Here is a 23,634-nt window from a genome sequence, read left to right as displayed (position 1 = left end):
TGTTTATTTAAAAGAGAAGAGCGTTTTTTTTTCGCTGCTTCTCTTTTAACCATTTACATCCATTTTGGGGGATGAAACACATGGATAGGCCATTACCGCTATTTCCCGCTTCCTTAATTGGGAGCATGCCAAGGTCAAAAGAGGTTCTAAGAGCCCTCAGAATGATGAGAAAAGGAACGATTGAACCAAATGACTTCAACCAGCTTATTGAGATTGAAACGCAAAAGATCATTAAGCTGCAGGAGGATTTAGGGATTGATATCATCACAAGCGGAGAGCTCGGACGGGATAACTATGTGTCCTTTGTTTCCGATAAAATTAGCGGCGTTAGAATGATGAACATGAGTGAAATGCTCGATTATATTGATGATAAAAAAGCTTTTGAGAATATTTTGACCGCGCTTGACGTTCCGGCTGTCAGCATTAAAAATGCTATTTGTGTTGGTAAGTTGAACTACAATGGCGATATTGTCGCAAATGAGCTTTTGATGATGAAGAAGTTCACCAACAAACCCGTTAAGATCACAATGCCAGGTCCCTATCTTCTAACCAGATCGATGTGGCTTCCTAATCTCTCTGGTAAGGTTTATGGCAGCAAGGAAGAACTTGGGCAAGATGTAATAAAGATCATGAAGGAAGAGATAGATCATCTTTTGAATATAGGGGTTGATGTAATTCAATTTGATGAACCGGTTCTGACCGAGGTTGTTTTTACAGAGGGAAAGCCGAGGTCATTTATGTGTGCAGCTCTTTCTGAGAGAAAAGATCCTAAAGAGGAGCTTGAATTTGCCAGTTCCTTAATTGGAAAGATTATGAGTCATATAGATAGAACAAAGACGGTTGCTTCTTTACATGTCTGCAGAGGCAACTGGAGCAAGAATGAGAGCATATTATTGACAGGTCCATATACTCCACTGCTTGAGTTATTTGCTAGTGTGAATCCGGACCTTTTAACACTTGAATTCTCAACACCACGGGCAGGTGAACTAAGTTCGTTATTGGCTGATTCAAGAATTAGGGGGCATGCCACCCTTGGTTTAGGCGTGATCAATCCGCGTACAGATGAAATGGAGACATTGGATCCTATCCTTTCAAGAGTCGAAGAGGCAATGACGTATCTTCCAAAGGAAAGAATATGGCTAAATCCTGACTGCGGTTTTGCAACCTTCGCCAATAGTCCGGTTAACATCTATGAAAATATCTCAGCTAAAATACGCTCATTGACAGGAGCGGCTTTAATACTAAGGAGTAAGTATGAATAAGCAGTCAAAAGATGAAATAAACACATTATATGAATCCAGGATTTTTGATATGAGCTTTAGGGGGACGTCAAATGATCTCTCATCGGTAAAAGTTTTTACAAATCAAATGAGCTTTCAAATAGAAAAGCAAATGAGTTTTGATCCAGAATACAACGAAATCACGAGTCTCGAATACTTCGCCGGATCCGTTTTAAGCAGCATCATTTTGACGCTCTTAGAGGTGTCGAAAAAAAGGGGCTCTATTATTGAAGAAATTGAAGGAGTTTTGAACCTTTCACTGGAAAACCCTCTATCCTTGGTAGGTGTGAAAGGGTATGATGAAGAACCGTTTATCAGAAAAATAACTGTAACCGTTTTTTTATTTGTTGAAATTGAGGACAATGATTTTGATGATTTTTGCTTCAGTGCCCTTAAAAATTCCCCTATTTTCAATACGTTAAAAAAATCAATGGAACTGGAAGTCTTATTCAAAAAGCTTATATGAGGAGCCTTATCCATACAGATATAAAATATGGGGATACAGAAATTCGGCACAGAATAAACCTCATTTAGATAAGTTGAGGTGAACCTTATCATAAATAGGTGCAGTTTTTATAGAAGATGGCAATGATTTAAGTGCTTTCTTCTTTTTATTATAAACTGCAAATTTAAGTTTTTTGTTTTGAAGTAAACTATATGAAGAATGTACGTTGTTGGTGGAGAAAGCGACTTTGTTAATTGGTAACATATACTCTTAAATAATTATCTGTGTTCAAGGGGTCAGTCCCCTTGTGGAGTAGAACGTTAGCTCACACGGGGACTGACCCCAATTTTTCAAACTTTGTTGCTCTTGGTAAAATATGATCCATTTAGGGGCTTTTTCGGACAGTCTATGATGAGATCCAAGGTAATCGAGTCTGAATAATGGTCTCATTCGAATATCTTTGATGAAGCCAAGGGCAATCGTGTCCGAATGCATGCCTTAGGGTCAAAAGTTTACTATTAAATCTGTTCGAAAAACAACAATCCTTGCGAAAACAGCCTTTTAAAAATATACATATGCCTTCGATGATTTTATAATTGTTTTGAGTTCGTGTCTAAGGCGGGATTAAATGTGTTGGATTTAGTTTTGCTATTGAGGAATGGGATAAGACCTTAACATAGCCATCTACTGAAGTTCATTACGGATTATGAATCATAATCAAGGGTGAGGGAGACAATGTTAGAATTTCATTCTATTCGTATAAATGCCTTTAAAGAAAATAGGAAAATAAGAGTATATGTGCCTGAAAGTTATCAATCTACACGAACAAAGTATCCTGTGCTATATATGCATGATGGACAAAATGTATTTGATGATCGTGAAGCAATAGGTGGAGTATCTTTAGGTTTAGAAAAGTACCTCCATGATAAAAAATTGGATGTTATTGTAGTGGCCATCGATCAAAATCCTAAAGAGAGATTAAACGAGTATTGTCCTTGGGTGGATGGTGCATATTGCGAAGATGTCCTAGGACAACCCAGTACAACTGGAGGTAAGGGGAAACAATATGTTGAATTTATTGTGAATGTGCTTATTCCATTCATACATAATAAGTATCGCACCTTGAAAAACGCAAACGCAATAGCGGGTGCCTCTCTCGGAGTACTTATATCAACATATGCTGCTTGTGTTTATCCTGAAGCATTTCAGCATGTAGCGGGAATTTCCTGTGCGTTCTACCGTAACCAGGAAGAAATAGAGAACCTTCTATTTGAGTCTAATTTGTCACATATTAAAAGCTTTTATATGGATTGTGGGGACAAAGAAGCTAGAAATGATCATGTTGTAAGTGAGAAATTCCTAAAATCAAATGAAAGAGTATGTGAAATAATAAAGAATAAAATTTTTTATTCACAATTTAAAGTGGTTAAGAATGGAGAGCATCATTATAAATATTTTATTGATCGAGTGCCCAATCTATTTACTTTTTTAAACCGCGATATGAACTGATTCAGATGATTGGAATCTTGGAGGCAAAAGAAAAATGTATTGATCGCACCCATCCGAAGGATCGGAGGCAGGATTCGAAATTGAATAAGGGAACCGGGATGAGTAGGTATAGTATTACTTTACAACTTATCAAAAAGCAGTTAAAAAACTTGGAAAATTAAACTAAGAATAAAAAACCACCAGTCTTGGTGGTTTTAAATTTGTTAAATTCTCTTATTCAAATTAAAAAATCTTCTTACAGGTGAAAATTTATTATGTTGGCCCAGTAGCAGGAACAATGAAAATACCGGGAAACCCAGTAAAATGTGGTAGGAATCCTAAACAGCTTTTTCTAAGCAAGAATCATTGAAATAGATAATCTCTGAAAGGATTTTGTTACCCTGAATTTTCTCAAAAGTTTCTCTTGCTTCTCTTTCTGTGTCAAACTCAAACATTATAGTATGTTCTTTTGAATGGACAGTAACTACCCACATTATTAAAATCCCCCAATTAAAAGATAAATTTTTACCCCTGTTTTGAGAATGGTTAAGTGACTTTAGAAGTGATTAAAGCGAGTAGGGGGTTGGTTATTTTAAAAAGGATGATTATAACATCCTCGTGCCGATTATGATTATTACACTTTATTTACATTTTTGTATTTCGAGATTCATACTTTACATAGATTCCTCCTACTGGAGGAGGAGAGTGTAATTGCACAAACAGGCATTTAATTGAATAACTTACTTTAAAGGAAACTGGATATTTTTGTTGAAATACAGATAAGAGCCATTTTATATCAATGTTATTTTCCATTGGCAATTATTTTAGTGTCAACTTTTTTCTCTATATCGATCAGTTTAGTTTGATTGGATAAAATCTCACTTTTATTTTTTTCAATCATTTTTTGTAATGTACTGCTAATCTTTTTCATAGTATCCCTCCTTTCATCATACAGATTTAAATAAATATGTCGTAATTCATTAAATGCATACATGATATTATTGAAATTTTAATAACCTTAAAAGATTTGTGCCTTAAACAAATGCGACAGCTGCAGGGCGCCTTTTTTCGTGCATGTATCCAGCATGCTTAACTGAAATTTGGAAAGCAGTCAAAATAGTAAACAAACCAACAGTTCAATTTATTTATTATTCCATCCAATTTATAGTCATATAGTTATTATGCATGTCTTTAAAGTTATCCCCATGCCTAGAAGCTGAGTTAATATATAAAAGAGTATAAATAACTGTAGTGAAGTATATTGATAAAAAGATATTTTCCATGACAGATACCCCATTTTAGTCTTCAGATTTTTATATCAAAAAAAGATTTTACTGTTTCTTTGGAAAAACTGTATTTATCAATCACAATCATATTATATAAGCAATTTTTTAAGTTTTAATGGATTTTATGTAAAGGTTTATTAAATATTAAATTAATTGTCTGTGGAGTAGCTGATTAGGTTTAATCGTTTTTATTTTTTAATATGCCGAACACACTTCTTGAAATTAAGCAAATAACACCTGCTACTTTACGTGCAATTTTCTCAATCAATTGAAAGAAAATCATTCCTTTTGAAGAGTGTTACTATCTATTGCTAAATAAAAACACCTTATATTTAAGGTGTTTTTTCGTTTTTTTTCGTCTTCCTTTTAACTCGATTGATAAAATAATCAAATTATAGTTTATTTGTAATAAAATCCTAATACTTTTTTGCTATAGTAAAGCCGGAATTACCTTTTCATATACATAGTAAGATTTAGTCATAATTTATGAAACATAACTACTAAAAATTTTTTAGAAATTATTAAAGAGGAGGAAATGATGTTTAAGAAAATTGTAAAATCCTATGATTATACTTTAATTATTGCGATAACCTTATTATCTCTCTTTAGTTTAATCATGGTCTATAGTGCGAGCATGGCTACTGCTGTAGAAAGATATGGAGTTTCCAGTGATTATTTCTATCAGAAACAAAAATTATTTTTACTATGTGGTGCTTTTTTCTTTGTGATTACTGCCTTATTCCCTTATAAAGCCTTGAAAAGCAAAAAAGTACTTATAACGATTGTTTTTTCATCCATTTTTATCCTAATGGCGCTTTTTCTCTTTGGACATGTGGCTGGAAATGCACAAAGTTGGTTTAAAATTGGACCGTTTAGTATTCAACCGGCAGAATTTGTTAAGCTTTGTGTGATTATTTATTTATCTGCACAGTATGCTAAAAAACAGGAATATATAAATGAATTTAAAAAAGGGGTTATCCCTCCTTTAGTTTATTTAGGAGTAGTTTGTATATTAATTGCGATTCAACCGGATTTCGGTACAGTTGAACTTATTTTATTATTTTCCGGAGCAATCATTATTTCTTCTGGAATCAATATTAAAAATTTATCGAAACTAGGTACACTTGGTGTTATAGTACTGATACCATTTTTTCTCCTTTTTTATAATAAAATATTCACATCAACTCGAATGAATCGTTTTGAAATTTTAAAAGATCCATTTAAGTTTCAAGAAACCTCTGGATATCACCTTGTAAATTCATACATAGCAATTGGTAATGGTGGAATAAATGGATTAGGATTGGGAAAAGGGATTGAAAAGCTTGGTTATTTGCCAGAATCACATACAGACTTTATTATGGCGGTTATTGCTGAAGAGTTAGGAATATGGGGTGTTGGTTTTGTAATCATTACATTAGCATATATAGTGTTAAGGGGAATTTATATTGCATTGCAATGCAAAGATCCATTTGGAAGTTTACTAGCTATCGGTATTTCAAGCATGATTGGCATCCAAGCTTTTGTTAATCTTGCTGGTATCTCTGGCCTCATCCCACTTACTGGTGTCCCCCTACCATTTGTCAGTTATGGAGGATCTTCTCTAATTCAATTAGCAATTGCTGCAGGAATTTTAGTCAATGTTTCAATGTTTGTTAATTACGAGAAGAAGTATAAAAAACAACGGAAACAAAACGCTGAAAATATTGTTAATAGGAAAAATATTTATTATCTTACAAAATAAAGTGGACATATTTTGTCTACTTTTTTTACTATAAGGATCTTTGAAATCTTGGACGCAAAAGAAAAAGAGGCAATAGACATTTTAAAGGATCCAGTGAACGTAAAAAGCTTGTCGATAAGCCTAAAAATGGCCTTACTGACAAGCTTTTTTTCTGGATTTTTACCATATAAATGGACTGATTTTGAAAAGGGCTTTTCGCAGTGTTCAAGGGGTCAGTCCCCAGGTGGAGTAAAGTTTTACATCAGTGGGGGACTGGCCACAATTTTAGTGCATTTTTTTCCTTTGAAAAGTACATAAGGAAAATCTTATGATATTCTTAAATAGATTAATTGTTAAAAAAAGGTATGAGGAGAATAATAATTATGGAAAATACAGCATTAATCATTATCGACTTGCAAATCGGTGTACAGCCTGAAAATATTCCACTTTATAACTTATCGTATGTATTAAATGGTGTTAACCAAAGAATCCATTTATTTAGAGAAAAGAATAATCCTATAATCTTTGTTCAACATAATGATAGTGATTTGGTTCTGAATTCTCCAGAATGGCAACTATTTCCGGAACTAAATGCTAAAGATACAGATATCTATATTAATAAAACACATGCAAACTCATTTTATAAGACTGATTTGAATGAACAACTAAAGAAATTAAAGATAAATAAACTTGAAATTTGTGGTGCACAAACTGAATATTGTGTAGATACAACGATTAGAATGGCTCATGGATTAGGATATAGATTATTTATGAAAAAAGGGTTGACGACAACCCTTAACAGCGAACTTTTAGGAGCTAAAACAATCATTGAGCATCATGAGAATCTTTGGAATAATAGATTTTTAACTTTTTTATAGCAAAGAATTGCTTTTATCAAAATGAGTAGTACTTAACAAATACCCTGTATCGAGCCCAAAAAAGTTTTTAGATATTATGAAAAGGTTTTTGTTAGAAAGTTAGAGAGGGTAGGAATGTGAATTTTGTACTTAAACGAAAGGGGAGCATATGTTAAAAAGATCTGATTCTCATCATGCACATAATGGTAGTAGTCAGATTGTGTGAAGCTAGGCAAAGTCGGCTGAAATGAACCAGGTCGACAAATATAGGCTAAACAAGATTTATCTTTTATGAGATTCTTGTTTAGCCTACCTTTTTAGTCTAGGGCTCCATTTTCCTTCTTTTTGTCATTTTGCCTTTTCCAAATAATAATCAGCCGACTTAAGTTTACCATCTTCCATTCTATATACTTTGTCACAGTATTCTAACATTCGTTCATCATGGGTTACCATAATCGCTGCTTTTTTTCTGGATTTTACTTCCCTTGCAATAAGTTGGACAACCTCATGGGCCCTTTGAGTATCAAGACTTGCTGTTGGTTCATCTGCCAAAATAATCGAAGGATTATTCATCAATGCACGAGCAATAGCCGTTCGTTGACGTTCTCCTCCGGATAAATGTTCTGGGAATTTCTTTATTTTTGATTCTAGTCCAAGATGTTGAAGTAACTCTTTGGCAGTTTCTTTATCTCTTTTTGTCATTTTACCCGCCATCTTTCTAACAACAAGTAATTGGTCGAGAACATTTAAATAGGGAACTAGATTGCTAGTTTGTAATATAAACCCTATTTCTTCAAGGCGCACTTTTGATAAATCTTTCTCTTTTAAATCCCCTAATACTATTCCATTAAGCATTACCTCTCCCTCTGAGGCTTGCAGTAAGGCCCCGGCAATAGAGAGAAACGTACTTTTACCTGAACCTGAGGGACCAACGACGGCAATAAATTCTCCTTGGTCGACGGAAAGTGAAACGTCACTAAGCGCAACTACTTGATTTCCCCCTTGCTGATAAACCTTGGATACATGATTAAACATTATTCCAGACATTACTCAATCCTCCCAATGGCTTGAAGTGGGTCTATTTTTGTAATTTTACGGATAGAAATCAATGAACTTAAAATTGATATTACGAGCAATAAAAAAGCATAAATGACGACAAGCTTTATATCTAGTGAAAACGGCATTCCCTCTGGGAGAATGAGTGCTGTTCCATAGGTTAAGAGTATTCCAACAACAATACTACTAAGTGAAAGTAGAAAAACTTGTGACACAATGGTTTTACCTAAAAATCCATTACTTGCGCCAATTGCTTTTAAAATGCCAAATTGATTGGATTTTTGCAAGGTAAGTACATAAAAGAAGACGGCTAGTACAAAAGCAGAGATTGCCAAAAGGAAGGCAAGCATCATCATAATTGTACCGTTTTCCTCTTTGTAACCAGGCATTCCTTGAATCGCTGCAGCCTTTGTAACGGTCTCAGTGTTATGGTAAAGATTATTTAATTTCTGCGAATCAATATTTTCTCCTTGAAGCATAATACCGTTTACTGGATTCTTAATTCCATTATCAGAACCAGGTGCTGCAAATTGAATGGAGCGCCATTTATCTAGTGTGGTAAAAATAGCAGGTAAATGATTGTACGTTTCATTTTCTACAAATCCGATAATCTCCATTTTCTCTAATGACCCTTCAATGGAGATAGTGTCTCCAATTTTAAAGCCTTTGTCGTTTAAGGTGTCATTAGCGATAACTCCTAATAATTTATCATTATTAAGAGGATTTCCTTCAATCACCTTTGGTTCTAAAAAACTCCCCGGATTGATACCTAATATCGCAATATCTACTTTTTCACTATCTTTGGAAGGAGTGGATTTTAAAACGGTAGCCATTGTGGCCCCCATCGGTGCTGCCGAAGAAACATGATCTTGCTCTTCTAGTTCATCCATTAATGATTCAGGTAATAGTGAACGGCTCATAGAGGATCTGGATCCTTCTTCAAAAGTAACGTAATCTGCTTTCATGTTTTTAAATGTGGCAGCACTCAGAGTGGAAAGCCCGTTTCCCAAACCTGACAGAATAAAGACTAGCCAAGCTATAAGGACGGTAATGGTTCCAATCATAAGGAAACGAAATTTGCCATGTTTTAATTCTTTTAAAGCCAGAAACAATGTAAGTCCTCCTTTAAATATTTATGATTAGTCATAGATGACTAATTTGATAGTATTATATTATTTTGTCGGTGATTAGTCAACTGTGACTAATTGAGGGCAGAAAGGCAAAAAGGAAGTAATGGGGGATTTGATCATGCATAAATAGGAAAAGGAAACCCCATAACAAGGTTTCCTTAAATTTAGCACTACCTATAGAGGGAGAATTATTTCAAATAAGGGGAAAGCTTTCTTATCGACTTTTCAAGAAAGGCAACCTCTGCTTCCAACATTGCCATTTTGTGTTCTACCGCAAGATTGACTCCCGATCTTTCTCCGTGGGATGGAGTTTGTTTGATGAGTGCTAATAATTTCTTATTATTGTTTAACCGTTCTTCCAACGCAGGTATTGTTTTTTCTAAAGGGAGAAAATCAATAAACATTAACCCAATATCTCCTTGATAATTCACACTTTCGGCTGAAGATAAATTCAGCAATAATAATTCGTAAAAATATTTCTTGCCATTTTCATTAATGGAGTACACTTTTCGGGTCGGTCTGTTTCCTTCTTGCTCCAACTGAATATCAATATATCCGTTATGACTGAGTTTATCTAAAGTTGCATAGGCAGTAGGTTTTTTCATATCTGTCACTGCACTTAAGTTTCTCTCTATAAATTCATTGATTTGGTATCCATGTTGACTTTGACTCATAAGCAATCCAAGTAAAATAAGCGAACGTTCTTCCAATGATATCCCCCTCTCTACTATCATCTCTTGGTTTATATTTTCTCGCATAATTTATTTGTAGTCAATTGAGGGATTACCAACAACTATGAAGGGAATATTTTTTAGATTCCTACGTCAGAGGGGGACAATGGTCTATTTTGTTGTAGCATAGAAAAACACCTCCTTTAATTGATACAAACAGGAGGTGCTACTCTATTAATTTGCACTATTTAAATACGGGCTTACACCTCATTTAGATAAATTAAGGTGAACCCTATCAAAAGTATATGAGGTTCGGTAGTTTCAAGTATTAATCGTATTAATTGATTTCTTAATTTTCTGCTCTATAGGCATCTAAGAATAGTTGTCCAAGATTACCCTTTCCTTTGAAACCTAAATCACGTAGGCCATGATCGATCACTGTTAATACAGATAGAACTTTTTCAACGAAGCCATTTTCACCCATATGACCAATACGCAAGATAACATCTTCATATTGCGCCAAAGAAGTAGCAATGAATAAATTATATGTTTCTTGGATGTGTTGTTGTAATCGTAATGCGCCTATTTCTTCTGGAATGATGACGGCAGTTACCGTATTGGAGGCTCCTAATTCTAAGAATAAGGATAGTCCATATTCTTGAACAGATTTCCTTACTGCGTTCGCAATTTTCGCATGTCGGTCATAAACCGCCACTTGTCCTTCATTTAAAATATTGTCCAAGGCAACATCTAAAGCTTCAATATTTCCAGCGGGCATCGTATAAGGTAAGGTTCCTTTTTCAATATATCCCTCGAAAATTTGTAGGTTTGCATAATAAGAAGCAATTGGTGTTATACGGTTATTCATCGATTTTTTAGCGTCTTCACTAATGGAAACGATCGCTAAGCCAACAGGTGCTGAGATCGCCTTTTGAGTACCCCCGCAGCAAATATCGATTTGATTTTGGTCGACATCGATTGGTTCACCAACCATACCAGCTACTGAATCAACCACTGTTAGAATGCCATATTCTTTTAGTAGGGGGGAGAGTTGACTAACATCATTTAACATGGACGTTGGTGTATCACAATGAACAAATGTTGCATATTTGAAGTCATGATCTTTTTCTAAATAGTTGCGTAGTTCTTCAGCAGGTATGTCTTTATGATAGTCAAAACTTAAGACAACAGGTTCTCCTCCATACATTTTCACAAAATATTGAAAACCTTCACCATATATCCCGTTATCCAGTACTAGGACACGGTCACCAGGTTCAGTTAAGCTCGCACAGGCAGCTTCTAAAGCTAGAATCCCTTCTCCGGCAAGCAGCAGTACTTCATTTGTAGTCCCCATGACCTGGCCCATCTTTTGGCACACCTCATGGTAATAGTGGATGAATTCTTTATCAAAATCAGGGTTATTTGTTTTTTTAGCTAACGCTAAGCGTACATTCTCACGTACGTCCGTTGGTCCTGGGGCATAGTTTGGTTTAAATCGCATATGTATCGTTCCTTTTTAAATTAGAGTATTTTATGGAGTAATAGTAGCAAATAATTGGTATATTTAAAAGTATCAGTTTATCCTAAAATCTAGTGGTTAGTTTAAATAAAATACCGATTTATGGATCTGACATAGTTGGAAATTTGTTGCTTGATTTAGCTGTTTAAATTGTTCCCAGACATTATTGTTTTAGTCATAGCTTTCTATATATATGGAAAGTAAAAGGCCACTCCAACAATACTTTGAAGTGGTATAGGTTGTCATATGGATCTATAAACCTGATGGCCAATATCAATTATATTATTTGGGAGTTTTCGTCTCTATTATTAATCAAAATGAACCTAACTATAAGTAAATGAGGTTTTTTTAAAGATAAATAAACCGATTCGAAATCTGTTCTCGAATCGGCTTTTTTTAGGAATTCTAATAAGCTAAAAATTTGTACAGACTCTTTAGGTGTAAACTGGTCATCGTCTGTAGGGATAAATAAACAATTGGAATGATTATTCTACGAGGAGAGAAAAGTCGGTAAATAACAAAGAGGCCATAACGCCCTTATATCCTCTAAAATGATTAGCATAAAACAATGATTTTAAAGGGAGTAGTTTGGGCAGGAATGCTTAGTGTGGTGGGACCATATACAACGAGTAAATTTCGGTTTGCAGGACTCAATGTGAAGAGTTGATCGTTTTGTAATAATATCGGCGTATAATTAGAAATATTCAATTGTAACTGGGCATCACTACTTACCAGATGACTATCAAAATAATCAACCTTTACATTATGATAAGGGTTATCTTTTACGATGATGAGAGCCTGATATTGTGGGGGATAAATTAAAAGGACGGGTAGATTGACATCATAAAAACCAGTTACATGATCTCCAACTGAAACCATAACTCGATCCAAAAAATAGGTTGTTGGACTAATAACGAAATTTACGATTGAACCATCTCCTCTTAATAAGGACATTAACTTAAAACACCCTTTTAATTCCTCGTCTGAATTTACTAAATAATCTTGTATCATGGTAACGGTACCAGCGAAAGAACTGAATTTTTTCACCTTTTCCTCTCCTTTATGATGAATAATAAACGAAATTCAATCCTCCAAAAACCTCGAGAGCGGGAGCTATGCAATATTTTCATGAAAATTCAGCTGGCCTTATAAATTTTATGATGCTGGTGAATGGATATTACTTATTAGATAAAGAGCAATAATTCTTTTAGACCGTCAGAAAATCATCATGGTGATCACCATGATAAGGAGTAGGTTATGTATAACGATTATTCTAGGACAACGATGAATCAGCCAAGTATTGTTTCGTTTGCACGTGGTGATGTAACCGGAGGATATGTCTTGAACACCTTAGGATGGTTAGATAATAGGTTTGTATTGCAAAATCAGTATGTAGCTATTTTCGGATATTAGGATAGCATAGCAAGGGATATATTTTGGCGAGATGAGCTTTTTAATTAGCAATAATACAAAAAATTATTATGAAATCTTGGTACTGAAACGATAACTAATTTAATCAATTTTCTCTTTTTCCTCTCTTCAAAATCATACCCAAATATTGGCTTGTGTTGTGGGTTATTACCAATTATTCAACATTTACTCATATGCTATCCCTTATGTATGATAGAATTATAAACTAGTAGTTTTCCCATAAGGTAGTAGATTGCTAGAATACATAATTTTATATCAGATTTAAGGGAGAGAGACTATGAAACATGCAGCAAAGTGGATGCGCTCGTTTATTTTTGTTGTTCTGCTGATTAGCGTTCTGCTAACGAGCCATTCTGCAGCTTTGGCGTCTGGAGTAATGCCGCCAGCGACAAGCGCCAATTTAAAAGGGATTGATGTATCGCATTGGCAAGGAACTATTGACTGGAAGCAGGTCAAAAACTCAGGTATAGCTTTCGTCTATGCAAAGGCTTCACAAGGTACAACATATACCGACCCTATGTTTTCGACTAATGTGCAGGGAGCAAGGGCAGCAGGGCTCCCTATTGGTGCCTACCACTATGCAAGTCCGAGTGCGCCATATAGCCCTGACGATGCAAAAGCAGAAGCGCAGTATTTCGTCAATGTGATGACGAATGGAGGAATGGGCGATTTTGGAGAGATCATGCCTGTTCTTGATTTAGAACAACCTACTTCTACTGGAACGCTAACTTCCGATGAAATAGCCAGCTGGGCAAGAGTCTTTACCGATACGGTAAAATCACTGACGCATCGCCATGTAATGGTCTACACAGGTGCATGGTTTGTACAGCAGTACAACGATTTTGGTGGCAAGCTTTCAGATCTTCCCCTTTGGATTGCACGCTATGGCGTTACTCAACCGCCAGCAGTTGGCGGGTGGACCGAATGGACGGCTTGGCAGTACGACCAAGATACAGTCCCAGGAATATCGGGAAATGTAGATTTAGATTATGGTCCAACGTCAATCGATGCATTGAGGGGTAACTTGACATATACGGTTGTTTTTAAAGATGCGGACGGTACGGTCCTTTCTACTAAGCAGATTGGATATGGATCTGCGGCTAATCCTCCTGAAAATCCAGAGAGAACGGGTTATACATTAACAGGCTGGGATATCGATTTCAGCAATGTTACATCGGACCTAGTGGTAACTGCCCAGTATAAGATCAATCATTATAAAGTCGTGTTCATGGATTCCAATGGTACGGTCCTTGATACTCAGACGGTCGCATATGGTTCATCTGCCAATGCACCTCAAACTCCATCAAAGGATGGATATACATTCTTACAGTGGGATCAAGCATTTAACAAGATAACGTCTGATCTTACGGTAAAGGCTGTTTACGAACCTAAAGTCTATACAATTATTTTCAAAGACTATAATGGATCTATTTTGAGTGATTCAAAAGTGAAATATAATATGCCGATTACAGCACCTGCACAGCCAAGCCGGACTGGCTATACCTTTACTGGCTGGAATCAGAAGTTTACCAATGCTACTTCCGATTTAACCATTACTGCCCTTTATAAGATTAACCAATATCAGGTTATCTTTAAGAACGACGATGGCGGAGTCCTTAGCTCTCAAAAGGTTAATTATGGGGCAAAACCTTTATCAGTAAAAGCACCAGTTCGAACAGGTTATACGTTTGTCGGCTGGTTTAAAAGTTCAAAAGATACCGTCCCATACAATCTACAAACACCGATTAAATCTGCTGTTGTCCTATCTGCACGCTATGCAAAAAATACGGCAGTACCGGGTGGGGTGAAAGCCACTTCAGCGGGTTACAGCAAAGTAAAAGTCACCTGGGGGCCTGTTTCCGGAGCACAAGGCTATCAAATTTTCAGGGCTACAACGAAAACGGGAACATACAGTTATCTCGCTACATCCACTTCTTCTTACACGAACAGTGGTTTGGTAACGAACCGAGCGTATTATTACAAGGTTCGGGCATACCGAGTGGTGAATGGTACGAAGGTTTATAGTTCCTATTCGACCATTGTAAGTGGTACGCCAGTCCTTGCGGCACCAACCGGACTAAAGGCATCCAGAGCAAGCAGCACTTCAATTAAACTGACTTGGACAAAAGGGACAGAAGCCAGCGGATACGAACTTTTCAGGGCGACGTCCTATAAAGGCGTATATACGAAAGTAGCCACTCTTACATCGGGTTCTACTATTAGTAATACAAATACTAAACTATCAAAAGGCAAGCTGTATTACTTCAAAATCAGGGCCTATAGAACAGTAAACGGGAAAAAAATTTATAGTGGATATTCAAATTCCGTATACCTAAAAACATATTGAATTCTTTACTAAGTTTTAGCTACCTTAATTGTGCGTTTTACAATCACAATTGGGTAGCTTATTTTTTTAAAGAAGTGAAATCGACTTGTCTTTATGCCGATTTTTTCCATTAGACATGATACGGAGAACCTTACTAAATAAAGGCAGTTTATAATAAGAAGGCGCTGATTTAGTGCCTCCTTATTATTATAAACTGCAAATGAGCTTTTTCGTTTCAAGTAAATGATAAGAACAATGTACGTTGGTGGGGGAAGTGACTATGTTAGTTGTGACATACAATCTTAGATCATGATCTGTATGAAAAATGGTGGAAGGTTCCCCAGCTTTCTTGTCTAGCAAACTGGGGAAAGGCGGACATAAAGTTAATGATTATTGTCGCTTGATCTAGATGAGGGTATGCGTTGAAAAAAAATCTGTCGCCGTATCGAATAGCTGTTAAGGCAAGTGGTAATTCACGTTTAAATATTTCATTGCGTTTTGCTGCTTGATTTTGGTTATATTGGCCTTGATCAATATGCAAATAAACACAATAATAAAAGGTACCTCCAATTTGTTTCCATTCACCTAATACTTCATCTCGCATAGGATTGATTTTATCCCAGGCATAATGAATTCCAATGGTTAAAAACAGATCTCCAGTTAAATCAGAATGAGTGAGCGTGTAGCTCCTTGGAATAACAGGACCCGTAGCAGTAATCCCATCCATGTATTCAACAGATAGTTTTTCAGGATTGAAATTGTTCAATGCAATCAACTCCAATCGTTTTTTTACTATTATGCTGATTTTCCTTTATTGATTCATACTACAAGCCACAAAATGACATCCAATAAAACCAGAAAGTAGGTACAACTGTTTTTCAACTCTTGTTAAGCAGAGGGCGTTCTTGCAAGTATAGAGCAATATCAGGAGATTCCCCTTCAACAATTTCCTTTACAATAATCTTCGACAACAATTGGCTGTAAACCGTCCCGTTATCACCAAAGGCAAACAGGAAATAGCAATTTGGAAATTCTCCATACTTGCCGATAATCGGAATGCCGTCCAGCGTTCCTCCATAAAATGCAGCTAAGTAATATTCCGGCTGTACTTGAATGGTGGGGAACATTTTATTAAATTCTTCAATTAGTTTATTCTTTTTGTGAATCAGTTTACTATCGCGATCTTCCTGATACTTAGTATTATCATCAAGTCCGCCTATGATAATCCGGTTATCCCTGGTTGTCCGCATAAATAAATAAGGACGAGCGGTTTCCCAGATGAGAGTCCTATTATACCAAGGGGAGAAACTTTCGACTGAATTGGTTGTTACTGTATAGGTACTTACAAAGGATGCTTTTTTCTCTTTTTTCATTTCTATTCCTTCATAACCTGCTGCAAAAATAATATACCGCGCTTGTATAGACTTGCCATTCTTTGTTGAAATAATCATTTTTCCCCGTTCTTCATCAAAATGATGACCATTCATTTCCGTATGTTCATATATATGAATCCCTTTATTTGCAGCATGCTCCAATAGTGCATGGGTAAACCTGAAAGGATTGATTTCTGCATCATTGTATGAATAAATAGCAGCATCCCTACTAAAAGGATATTTTGCTTCAATATCTTCCTTTGTTAAAAAAGTAAGTTCACAGTTATGCTGCTTTAAAAATTCATATTCTTTTTTTAAACTTTCAACGTCTTCTGCACAGCTTGCGGAATAGAGGGTGTCTCTTCGATTGAACTCACAATCAATGGAGACGCTCTTTGAGGCTTTCTCTATTTCATTAATTGCTTCTTTTAGTAATTGTAAATGTCTTTCGATGTAACCTATGCCAAAGGTGTTGATCAAATCGGTAAACATTTTTTCACCAGAATATTGAAGTAGGGCTGTATTCGTACTAGTACTGCCGCTGCCAATTGTTGATTTTTCAATTACAGCCACATCTAAATTAGTATCAGCGAGATAATATGCACATTGTGCTCCTGAGCTCCCTCCACCAATGACTAATACATCACAAGATAGGTCTTCTTCCAATGCAGGGTAGGATGGAGCATCAGGAAAAGTAGTAGGCCAATAATAGGTTCCAGATTGTAAATTCATTTATATCCCCCAGTTTAAAAAGTATAATGTTACTATTTCCATCCTCATTTTGTGTATACAGAAGTTTCTACCCAGATTGGCCACGAAAAAATAATAAATAAATGTGAAGGGATGAACGAAACTGCAGGAATTCAAGATAGAAACGGTAAGGTGAAATCGCTATTCTAAGGAATATAAAAACCCTCATTTAGATGCATTACGGTGAACCGTTTCATAAGTAAATCAGGTTTTTGCGAAGAAAGGAAAAGCACCCTCTCATTTAATGAAAGGGTGCTGCTATGGTTAATAATCTCCTTTAATGACAAAATACGAGCCTCGAATGGTTCCAGCCAATTTAGACTTCTGCCTAGCAAACTTAAATTTCCCTTCGAGCTCCTTAGGTACCTCCATACCCTCAGAAAGCTTAAAACCAACGGCCCGCTTCGGCTTAGGGCCATCGAGCGTATACAGGACGTTGACCGAAAGACCATCCTCGTAAAAGACGTAAGTCCAATCGATATTTTCCACTTGAAAACGCGATGTCTCCAAAGGTTTAGCCGCAAACTCAAGATCACGTTCTTCCTTCAAAATACGGTTCACATAATCAAGGGTTTCCTGGCTTTCGCTAGCCGGTACAACCGTGAATTCATGCTTGTATTTGTTCATAAAATAGCGAGCTTCATTCGCGCGTAAACCAGCAAGTGCTTCTGCTACTGACGAAGACTCTAAACCAACCGTAGAAACCTGTTTAAAATCAACCATATAGGACATTTTTATCCTCCTTTTACTTCGTTACTTCCTCACAACAGGAATCCACATTTCACCAAATAGGACGCCGTTTCGATCTCCCATCTCAACCGCTGCATTTGGTCCGCCAACATAGGCAAAATCCTTTGCTTCTGGCAAAACTTGACCAAAGGCAATGCCTGTAAGCATATTACTTAGCTCTTCAGATGTCTTTGCTTCACCTTTCACAACGAGGTATTCCCCTTTGGGAAATTGGATCAATCTGTCTGCTTCTGGTAACGATTGCTCTGTCATGACGCCAGCATAATGCATCATCTTGCTATTCACTGCTTCGTTTACGGTAAAAATATAATCGTTTGCAGCTATGGACTTCAAAGTATCAAGTGTTCCATCTTGTTTGATGGCTTGCCAAAAGTCTGACTTTTCCTTGTTTATACCCGCATAGTCTGTGTAATGACTCTTAAGCTCAGTACCGATCCCTAGAACGGTAAAGCTATCCTTTTCTTCCAGTTTATAATCTGACATATTCGATCCCATCCTCTTTTTTTAGATTAATCAAATGACTTGTTTTTCCACTTGATAAGTTTATAATAACCTTAAATCATGTCAAAAAGTGATACTGTTTAGGAGGACCTGATGAAAAAAGTTGAACGGATAAATATCATCATGCGGTATATCAACAACCGTGCCCACTTTACCATTACTGAAATCATGCGGGAATTTAATATCTCACGTTCGACAGCGATAAGAGATATCAGAGAAATTGAAGCCATGGGGATGCCGCTTGTCGCTGAAGTGGGAAGGGATGGGGGTTATTTTGTCATGAACAACTCTGTCCTGCCCACTGTTCGCTTTACCGATAACGAGGTCAAAGCACTTTTTATTGCATTTATGGCCACAAGAAATCAACAACTCCCTTATCTAAAGAGTCGTCAGTCTTTAGCTGAGAAATTACTCGGCCTCATCTCAGAAAACCAGCAAGATGACCTTGTTCATTTAAATCAAATCTTGCTTTTTGAAGGGACCAACCCCAATAATCCCGACCTACTTGAGTTGACAGATCTCCCTCATCCTATGTTAGAAAAACTCATTCAACTCCTTCTCTTGGATCGCTATTTAGAGATTACCATTAAAGAAGAGAAGATCATAAAGTCTTATCCAATTTATCTTTTAAACCTTTATCGTGAAAAAAGTCTATGGCTAATTGAAGCTTTTGACTTAAACGATGAAAAGAAGCAGGTTTTTTCTGTAGACAATCTCACCAATGTCTCGCCATATTCGATGAAAAAAAGATTAAGTAAGAAAAAAATTTTAGAGAAACTAAGTAAGAAGGAAGAAGTAATGAACCTTGTCCTCGAACTTGGTCCAAAGGCGATTGCCCAGTTCAAAAAATACCATCCGTTAAAAGTTTCTATTTCCTATACGAATCCTTACCAAACGACAGCCATTCTAAAGACTTTTATCAATGTTCATCATTCAGAGGAATTGACCGAAATGACGAATTGGCTCCTTTTTTTAGGCACGGATATCAAGGTCAGGGAAGTGCCAGAAGAAGTTATAGAAGGATTACAAGAGAATTTATTCCTATACTGTCCATAATGTTAGTGAAATTAAACATCATTTAGATACGTCATAGAACGCTATTCATAAGTAAATGGGTACTAATTAAGTTCTAAAAAAGGTTTCGGCATTAGAAATTAAGTGAGTACATTTTTGCCAGATTAAAAGTCCAAATTCCAAAGAGCATATAAAGGAAATTGGACCTTTCTTTAGTAGGGCAATCGGATTCTTTCCAGGATGAAGATTAATTTGTCACTAACGGGGCAGGTTTGTTGAACAAACGACATTAGTTATTCTTTAATAATCTACCCATTTTCTGGAATTAGTGATTGAGCAAAGTATCCGGATATGAAATAATTGTAAATAAATTATGGATAGGATTATGAAATAGGTTTAAAAACAAAATACATAGATAGGGGGATTGAGATGAATAAGTTTGGAGCTTTATCAATTCTAATGGTTTTGATTAGCGTTCTTATGTTTTTTATTCTTAGAGGACCGAATAGAGATTTGCCGTTAATCATTATCATTTTAGGTTCTCTTTCACTACTCGGAATAATTTTTGCTGTAATTTCTAAGAAATGGTTATCGGGGGTAATTGGCGTTTTATTTAATGGTGCGGTGTTAGTATGTGTATATTTCTTATTATTAGCTTACGGAATAGCTGGCTAGGTTCTCCATAGATGTATTCCGTTAAAGGGCGCTTTTCATTGGTACAAAGGCGTCTTTTTGATATGCCTCTACACATTATCTGATTAGATTTTGTTATGGTAAAAAAAATTTGTGAAGATTTCCATTAACCTAACTTGTGCAAGAGTTAGAGAACAGGGCTGTCGTTGCGGCAGCTTTTTCTTATTGCACTAATGGGGCAGGATAGTTGAACAAGAAAATATTTGGTAAAATTCAATTAGGAGGACTTAGCAGAAGGGGGTTAGTAAATGATATTGGTGAGTTCCTGCTTAGCAGGGTTAGATGTGAGATATAATGGGACAAATTGTTTAAATGATAAAATAAGTAAATTGGTAGAAGAAAATAAAGCTATTACAATATGTCCAGAATTACTTGGCGGTTTTTCAACGCCTAGAGAACCAGCTGAGATAATTGGTGGAAACGGAGAAGATGTACTGGATGGAAACGCTAAAGTAGTTGATAAATCAGGTAAAGATGTTACCCAACTTTACATTAAAGGAGCCTATTCTACGCTGGAACAAGCTATAGAATTAAATGCGACTTTGGTGGTTCTAAAGGAAAATAGCCCATCTTGCGGCAGTTTAACCATATATAACGGTGAATTTACCGGAAAAAAAATTATGGGGATGGGAGTCACTTCTGCATTACTAAAAAGAAATGGATTAAAAGTAATTTCAGAAGAACAATTTGCAGATACCCTCTTTTAGTTCTAACGAATATTGGCGTTTAAATAGTGTTCGTTTTATAGAGATTGTGAAATACTGTACTTAAACAAACGGGGGCAAGAGTTTAAGATCCAGCTGCCTTTTTTGGCGGCTTTTCTTATTGAAGTAACGAGGCAGTTTAGCTGAAAAGAGCAGACAGGAGAAAACAAGAAAACACCGACATTTGGTCGGTGTGCTTGTATGATTGCTCCATCTCTAATAATTAAAACCTTAAATAATATATTCTTAGCTTATTTTGGTTTCGTTGGAAGCACTAAAGTTTTTATTTGCTGCTTTTTTATGCAATCATTCGTAAATAATAGGGATGATAATGAAACTATTAAACTAGAAAAGAAAAAAGGACTACAATCTTCATCAAAACACGAATCACATGAGATTTTCGCGAAGGTTTTACATTTATTTAAAAAATAGGCTTTGTTAAACTTTATTTTTTATTAAAATTTATTGGGACTTCTAATTCGAAGTCCCAAGTTAATTATTTTTCTTTTATCTACGTTCAAAAAAATTGTAATTTGAAATTTATTTACATACATACCTTCCTTAGCATAAGTTTACTAATAGCAACAACTTTAAACGGATTTATGTCTTAAGTTCCCACACAATTAAAAATGCTTTAAAAAAGTTTACACACTATAAGAGAAAAATAGAGGTGATGAAATGAATGGTTCAGCGGAACCAAATAAAAAGAGACTGTTTACCATGAATCCGGTAATTCTTGTACTTGGGCTAGTCAGTTTGTTTACAGACTTATCCAGTAACATGATTGTTCCCATTTTACCTTTGTATCTTACGGCTGTTTTACATGTACAGGTAGGGGCAATAGGCGTTATTGAAGGAATAGCCGAAAGTACCGCTAGTATTTTGAAGTTGTTTTCCGGCTGGATTACGGATCGCATAGGGAAACATAAGCTTCTCATGTTAATGGGTTATGGTTTATCAAATTTGACAAAACCGCTATTTGCGTTAAGCGCCTCTTGGAGTCAAGTTCTTATTATTCGTTTTTCCGACCGATTTGGTAAAGGAATAAGAACCTCACCGCGTGATGCGCTCGTTGCCGATTCCACAACGAAAGAAGAGCGTGGAAAAGCGTTTGGTTTTCGCCGTGCTATGGATGCTTTGGGTGCAGCAATAGGACCATTGGCTGCTTTTGCAATTCTGGCAATTTATGCAGGTAATTATCGTCTTGTATTCTGGCTATCCGTTATTCCTGGTTTTCTAGCGGTTATCCTTATCGCCTTTTTTTTGAAAGAAAAGGATCGAAGAGAAAATGTAAAACAAGCCAGTCTTCCGAAAATAGGTTTCAGAAATTTAGATCGTCGCTTTATTTGGTTTTCTTTGATTTTCACGTTTTTTACGGTCGGTAATTTCTCGGATGCTTTTCTAGCTTTACGGGCACAGGATGTAGGGATGCTTCCCGCTTTTGTTCCACTAGCCTTTTTCGCATTGAATATGAGTAGCAGTATCTTTTCGATGCCTATAGGAATGTTATCAGATCGAATTGGTCGTCGTCCCGTCCTCATTTCCGGCTTGCTTATTTTTGCAGCCATTTACTTTGGTTTTGGAATAGTAAAAAACGTTCCTTGGATTTGGGTATTGTTTGTTTTATACGGATTTTACTATGCTTTTACCGAAGGGATACAAAAAGCTTATATTGCTGATATTGTACCCGAAGGGCAAAGAGGTACAGCGATGGGCACCTTCAATGCTATGACCGGTTTGGCGGCTTTGCCAGCAAGTATCATGGCGGGTTATCTATGGCAGACATTTGGGCCTGTGGCGGCTTTCAGTACGAGTAGTGCGATTGCTGTAATCGCTGCACTGTTAATGATTATCTTGCGCATTTAAGGGGTATGTAAACGATAATCATCGGTCTTGTTCAGTGATTCTTGCTTCGGATTTTTCAAAAAACGGCACAATATTAGCTAGATCGGTTAGCCAGGAATGTACGTGAAGGAATTGACGTTGTAGAGGAATTTTTCAACAAGGGTGTTCGTGTCCATGTGTTGAATGTTGGTTTACTTGAAAACACAACTATGGGGCGGTTCTTCCTTCAAACCATGTTAGCGGTCGCGGGAATGGAAAGAAATATGATTGTTGAACGAACCCAAGAGGGGAAAGCATTAGCCAAGCAGCGCGAGGATATTAGAGAAGGCCGCCCGAAGAAATTCAAAAAAACACAAATTGAACACGCATTGAAACTACTAGAAACTACTTCTTACAAGCAAGTGGAGGATACAACCGGCATAAGCAAAAGCACTCTAATTAGGGCGAAGAAACGGCAGGAGCAGCTGCGTCAATAAAGGAGGATAATCCATTAATGGTCATGCTGTACTATACTGTTATTGATAAATACAATGGAAAAGAATCTACGTTTTATGTCGATAAATCATTGTTACCAGAACTTGAAAAACTAAAACAATTGCACGAACCATTTTAGTTTGATTTCTAAGTGAAGAATTTCACTTAAACTAATGGGTGCTTGTGCGGCCGAGCATAGGTCGTATCATATAACGGGTGGGATTCCCGTCGAGTAAGAACTAGCCATTCGCTCGTAGCGAGTCTTGGAGGGCTAAAGGTAACTTTAGTCTTTAAGCGTAGACAGTTAGGTAGCGGGCCGAA

General features: G+C 36.3%; 23 protein-coding genes and 1 pseudogene. 13 read left to right on the top strand and 11 right to left on the bottom strand.

All coding sequences use genetic code 11. The annotated features are described in order from the left end of the window. The first annotated feature begins 80 nt into the window (after nucleotides 1-80). From E2K98_RS25120 to E2K98_RS25110, 3 genes are all read left to right on the top strand, one after another. The gene (locus E2K98_RS25120) at nucleotides 81-1,262 is read left to right on the top strand and encodes a cobalamin-independent methionine synthase II family protein (RefSeq protein WP_133339088.1); all 1,182 of its coding nucleotides are present in this window, start codon (nucleotides 81-83) and stop codon (nucleotides 1,260-1,262) included. Next, on the top strand, nucleotides 1,255-1,746 hold the full coding sequence (locus E2K98_RS25115) for an OsmC family protein (protein WP_133339086.1): 492 nt from the start codon (nucleotides 1,255-1,257) through the stop codon (nucleotides 1,744-1,746). The genes E2K98_RS25120 and E2K98_RS25115 overlap by 8 nt, the downstream gene beginning before the upstream one ends. A gap of 714 nt (nucleotides 1,747-2,460) precedes the next feature. Beyond that, complete coding sequence (locus tag E2K98_RS25110; RefSeq protein WP_133339084.1) at nucleotides 2,461-3,234, top strand: alpha/beta hydrolase; 774 nt, start codon at nucleotides 2,461-2,463, stop codon at nucleotides 3,232-3,234. Nucleotides 3,235-3,551: 317 nt separating this feature from the next. On the opposite strand, the gene E2K98_RS31220 is transcribed toward E2K98_RS25110, so the two are convergent. Both E2K98_RS31220 and E2K98_RS25105 read right to left on the bottom strand, forming a co-directional pair. Next, complete coding sequence (locus E2K98_RS31220) at nucleotides 3,552-3,707, bottom strand: hypothetical protein (RefSeq protein WP_165976382.1); 156 nt, start codon at nucleotides 3,705-3,707, stop codon at nucleotides 3,552-3,554. 308 nt (nucleotides 3,708-4,015) lie between these two features. Continuing rightward, nucleotides 4,016-4,144 (bottom strand): FbpB family small basic protein, encoded by a 129-nt coding sequence (locus E2K98_RS25105; RefSeq protein WP_133339082.1) that lies wholly within the window; start codon nucleotides 4,142-4,144, stop codon nucleotides 4,016-4,018. Nucleotides 4,145-5,037: 893 nt separating this feature from the next. On the opposite strand from E2K98_RS25105, the gene E2K98_RS25100 reads away from it, so the two are divergent. The 3 genes from E2K98_RS25100 to E2K98_RS25095 all read left to right on the top strand — a co-directional run bounded on the left by E2K98_RS25100 (nucleotide 5,038) and on the right by E2K98_RS25095 (nucleotide 7,097). Continuing rightward, nucleotides 5,038-6,240 carry an FtsW/RodA/SpoVE family cell cycle protein gene (locus tag E2K98_RS25100; protein WP_133339080.1) on the top strand — a complete coding sequence of 401 codons (1,203 nt, stop codon included), beginning with the start codon at nucleotides 5,038-5,040 and terminating at the stop codon, nucleotides 6,238-6,240. A gap of 48 nt (nucleotides 6,241-6,288) precedes the next feature. Then, complete coding sequence (locus tag E2K98_RS31215) at nucleotides 6,289-6,537, top strand: hypothetical protein (protein WP_165976381.1); 249 nt, start codon at nucleotides 6,289-6,291, stop codon at nucleotides 6,535-6,537. Between the two features lie 65 nt (nucleotides 6,538-6,602). After that, entirely contained in the window at nucleotides 6,603-7,097 is a 495-nt protein-coding gene (locus tag E2K98_RS25095; RefSeq protein ID WP_133339078.1) for a cysteine hydrolase family protein, read from the top strand. Between the two features lie 327 nt (nucleotides 7,098-7,424). Here E2K98_RS25095 and E2K98_RS25090 read toward each other — a convergent pair whose 3' ends face one another. The 5 genes from E2K98_RS25090 to E2K98_RS25070 form a co-directional block, all read right to left on the bottom strand. After that, a complete protein-coding gene (locus tag E2K98_RS25090; RefSeq protein WP_133339076.1) occupies nucleotides 7,425-8,123 on the bottom strand; it encodes an ABC transporter ATP-binding protein in 699 nt (232 codons plus the stop codon). Beyond that, nucleotides 8,123-9,244, bottom strand: a complete 1,122-nt coding sequence (locus E2K98_RS25085) for an ABC transporter permease (protein ID WP_133339074.1) — start codon at nucleotides 9,242-9,244, stop codon at nucleotides 8,123-8,125. Before E2K98_RS25085 ends, E2K98_RS25090 begins: the two co-directional genes overlap by 1 nt. 206 nt (nucleotides 9,245-9,450) lie before the next feature. Then, nucleotides 9,451-9,972 carry a PadR family transcriptional regulator gene (locus tag E2K98_RS25080; RefSeq protein WP_133339072.1) on the bottom strand — a complete coding sequence of 174 codons (522 nt, stop codon included), beginning with the start codon at nucleotides 9,970-9,972 and terminating at the stop codon, nucleotides 9,451-9,453. Between the two features lie 310 nt (nucleotides 9,973-10,282). After that, nucleotides 10,283-11,434, bottom strand: a complete 1,152-nt coding sequence (locus tag E2K98_RS25075; RefSeq protein ID WP_133339070.1) for a pyridoxal-phosphate-dependent aminotransferase family protein — start codon at nucleotides 11,432-11,434, stop codon at nucleotides 10,283-10,285. A gap of 573 nt (nucleotides 11,435-12,007) precedes the next feature. Continuing rightward, nucleotides 12,008-12,499 (bottom strand): hypothetical protein, encoded by a 492-nt coding sequence (locus E2K98_RS25070; protein ID WP_133339068.1) that lies wholly within the window; start codon nucleotides 12,497-12,499, stop codon nucleotides 12,008-12,010. A 210-nt stretch (nucleotides 12,500-12,709) separates the two neighbouring features. On the opposite strand from E2K98_RS25070, the gene E2K98_RS31485 reads away from it, so the two are divergent. Continuing rightward, nucleotides 12,710-12,865: a hypothetical protein gene (locus E2K98_RS31485; protein ID WP_208025420.1), complete on the top strand. Its 156-nt coding sequence runs from the start codon at nucleotides 12,710-12,712 to the stop codon at nucleotides 12,863-12,865. Between the two features lie 295 nt (nucleotides 12,866-13,160). After that, nucleotides 13,161-15,230: a GH25 family lysozyme gene (locus tag E2K98_RS25060; protein WP_133339066.1), complete on the top strand. Its 2,070-nt coding sequence runs from the start codon at nucleotides 13,161-13,163 to the stop codon at nucleotides 15,228-15,230. A 286-nt stretch (nucleotides 15,231-15,516) separates the two neighbouring features. Here the strand turns inward: E2K98_RS25060 and E2K98_RS25055 are convergent, their stop codons facing one another. From E2K98_RS25055 to E2K98_RS25040, 4 genes are all read right to left on the bottom strand, one after another. Beyond that, nucleotides 15,517-15,975, bottom strand: a complete 459-nt coding sequence (locus tag E2K98_RS25055) for a staygreen family protein (protein WP_133339064.1) — start codon at nucleotides 15,973-15,975, stop codon at nucleotides 15,517-15,519. Nucleotides 15,976-16,087: 112 nt separating this feature from the next. Continuing rightward, a complete protein-coding gene (locus tag E2K98_RS25050; protein WP_133339062.1) occupies nucleotides 16,088-17,314 on the bottom strand; it encodes an NAD(P)/FAD-dependent oxidoreductase in 1,227 nt (408 codons plus the stop codon). 282 nt (nucleotides 17,315-17,596) lie between these two features. After that, nucleotides 17,597-18,064, bottom strand: a complete 468-nt coding sequence (locus tag E2K98_RS25045) for a phage tail protein (protein WP_133339060.1) — start codon at nucleotides 18,062-18,064, stop codon at nucleotides 17,597-17,599. A gap of 21 nt (nucleotides 18,065-18,085) precedes the next feature. Further along, the gene (locus E2K98_RS25040) at nucleotides 18,086-18,565 is read right to left on the bottom strand and encodes a GyrI-like domain-containing protein (protein ID WP_133339058.1); all 480 of its coding nucleotides are present in this window, start codon (nucleotides 18,563-18,565) and stop codon (nucleotides 18,086-18,088) included. Between the two features lie 111 nt (nucleotides 18,566-18,676). Here E2K98_RS25040 and E2K98_RS25035 point away from each other — a divergent pair, with 111 nt between their 5' ends. The 5 genes and pseudogenes from E2K98_RS25035 to E2K98_RS25015 form a co-directional block, all read left to right on the top strand. Continuing rightward, the gene (locus tag E2K98_RS25035) at nucleotides 18,677-19,639 is read left to right on the top strand and encodes a helix-turn-helix transcriptional regulator (RefSeq protein WP_133339056.1); all 963 of its coding nucleotides are present in this window, start codon (nucleotides 18,677-18,679) and stop codon (nucleotides 19,637-19,639) included. Nucleotides 19,640-20,026: 387 nt separating this feature from the next. Continuing rightward, complete coding sequence (locus E2K98_RS25030; RefSeq protein WP_133339054.1) at nucleotides 20,027-20,272, top strand: hypothetical protein; 246 nt, start codon at nucleotides 20,027-20,029, stop codon at nucleotides 20,270-20,272. Between the two features lie 266 nt (nucleotides 20,273-20,538). Beyond that, on the top strand, nucleotides 20,539-20,997 hold the full coding sequence (locus tag E2K98_RS25025; RefSeq protein WP_133339052.1) for a DUF523 domain-containing protein: 459 nt from the start codon (nucleotides 20,539-20,541) through the stop codon (nucleotides 20,995-20,997). A 675-nt stretch (nucleotides 20,998-21,672) separates the two neighbouring features. After that, a complete protein-coding gene (locus E2K98_RS25020) occupies nucleotides 21,673-22,860 on the top strand; it encodes an MFS transporter (RefSeq protein ID WP_235824933.1) in 1,188 nt (395 codons plus the stop codon). Between the two features lie 77 nt (nucleotides 22,861-22,937). Beyond that, nucleotides 22,938-23,315, top strand: a pseudogene (locus E2K98_RS25015) (recombinase family protein); the annotation flags it as partial. Between the last annotated feature and the right edge of the window lie 319 nt (nucleotides 23,316-23,634).

The organism is Bacillus salipaludis, assembly GCF_004358205.1.
This window is presented reverse-complemented; position numbering and strand designations above follow the sequence as displayed.

Excerpts from the sequence above, each read along its gene's own strand:
- E2K98_RS25105 (WP_133339082.1), bottom strand. The coding sequence starts at position 4,144 with ATGAAAAAGATTAGCAGTACATTACAAAAAATGATTGAAAAAAATAAA.
- E2K98_RS31220 (WP_165976382.1), bottom strand. The coding sequence starts at position 3,707 with ATGTGGGTAGTTACTGTCCATTCAAAAGAACATACTATAATGTTTGAG.
- E2K98_RS25110 (WP_133339084.1), top strand. The coding sequence starts at position 2,461 with ATGTTAGAATTTCATTCTATTCGTATAAATGCCTTTAAAGAAAATAGG.
- E2K98_RS25040 (WP_133339058.1), bottom strand. The coding sequence starts at position 18,565 with ATGTCAGATTATAAACTGGAAGAAAAGGATAGCTTTACCGTTCTAGGG.
- E2K98_RS25095 (WP_133339078.1), top strand. The coding sequence starts at position 6,603 with ATGGAAAATACAGCATTAATCATTATCGACTTGCAAATCGGTGTACAG.
- E2K98_RS25120 (WP_133339088.1), top strand. The coding sequence starts at position 81 with ATGGATAGGCCATTACCGCTATTTCCCGCTTCCTTAATTGGGAGCATG.
- E2K98_RS25025 (WP_133339052.1), top strand. The coding sequence starts at position 20,539 with ATGATATTGGTGAGTTCCTGCTTAGCAGGGTTAGATGTGAGATATAAT.
- E2K98_RS25030 (WP_133339054.1), top strand. The coding sequence starts at position 20,027 with ATGAATAAGTTTGGAGCTTTATCAATTCTAATGGTTTTGATTAGCGTT.
- E2K98_RS25050 (WP_133339062.1), bottom strand. The coding sequence starts at position 17,314 with ATGAATTTACAATCTGGAACCTATTATTGGCCTACTACTTTTCCTGAT.
- E2K98_RS25020 (WP_235824933.1), top strand. The coding sequence starts at position 21,673 with ATGAATGGTTCAGCGGAACCAAATAAAAAGAGACTGTTTACCATGAAT.
- E2K98_RS25060 (WP_133339066.1), top strand. The coding sequence starts at position 13,161 with ATGAAACATGCAGCAAAGTGGATGCGCTCGTTTATTTTTGTTGTTCTG.
- E2K98_RS25115 (WP_133339086.1), top strand. The coding sequence starts at position 1,255 with ATGAATAAGCAGTCAAAAGATGAAATAAACACATTATATGAATCCAGG.
- E2K98_RS31485 (WP_208025420.1), top strand. The coding sequence starts at position 12,710 with ATGTATAACGATTATTCTAGGACAACGATGAATCAGCCAAGTATTGTT.
- E2K98_RS25090 (WP_133339076.1), bottom strand. The coding sequence starts at position 8,123 with ATGTCTGGAATAATGTTTAATCATGTATCCAAGGTTTATCAGCAAGGG.
- E2K98_RS25035 (WP_133339056.1), top strand. The coding sequence starts at position 18,677 with ATGAAAAAAGTTGAACGGATAAATATCATCATGCGGTATATCAACAAC.
- E2K98_RS25045 (WP_133339060.1), bottom strand. The coding sequence starts at position 18,064 with ATGTCCTATATGGTTGATTTTAAACAGGTTTCTACGGTTGGTTTAGAG.
- E2K98_RS25100 (WP_133339080.1), top strand. The coding sequence starts at position 5,038 with ATGTTTAAGAAAATTGTAAAATCCTATGATTATACTTTAATTATTGCG.
- E2K98_RS25075 (WP_133339070.1), bottom strand. The coding sequence starts at position 11,434 with ATGCGATTTAAACCAAACTATGCCCCAGGACCAACGGACGTACGTGAG.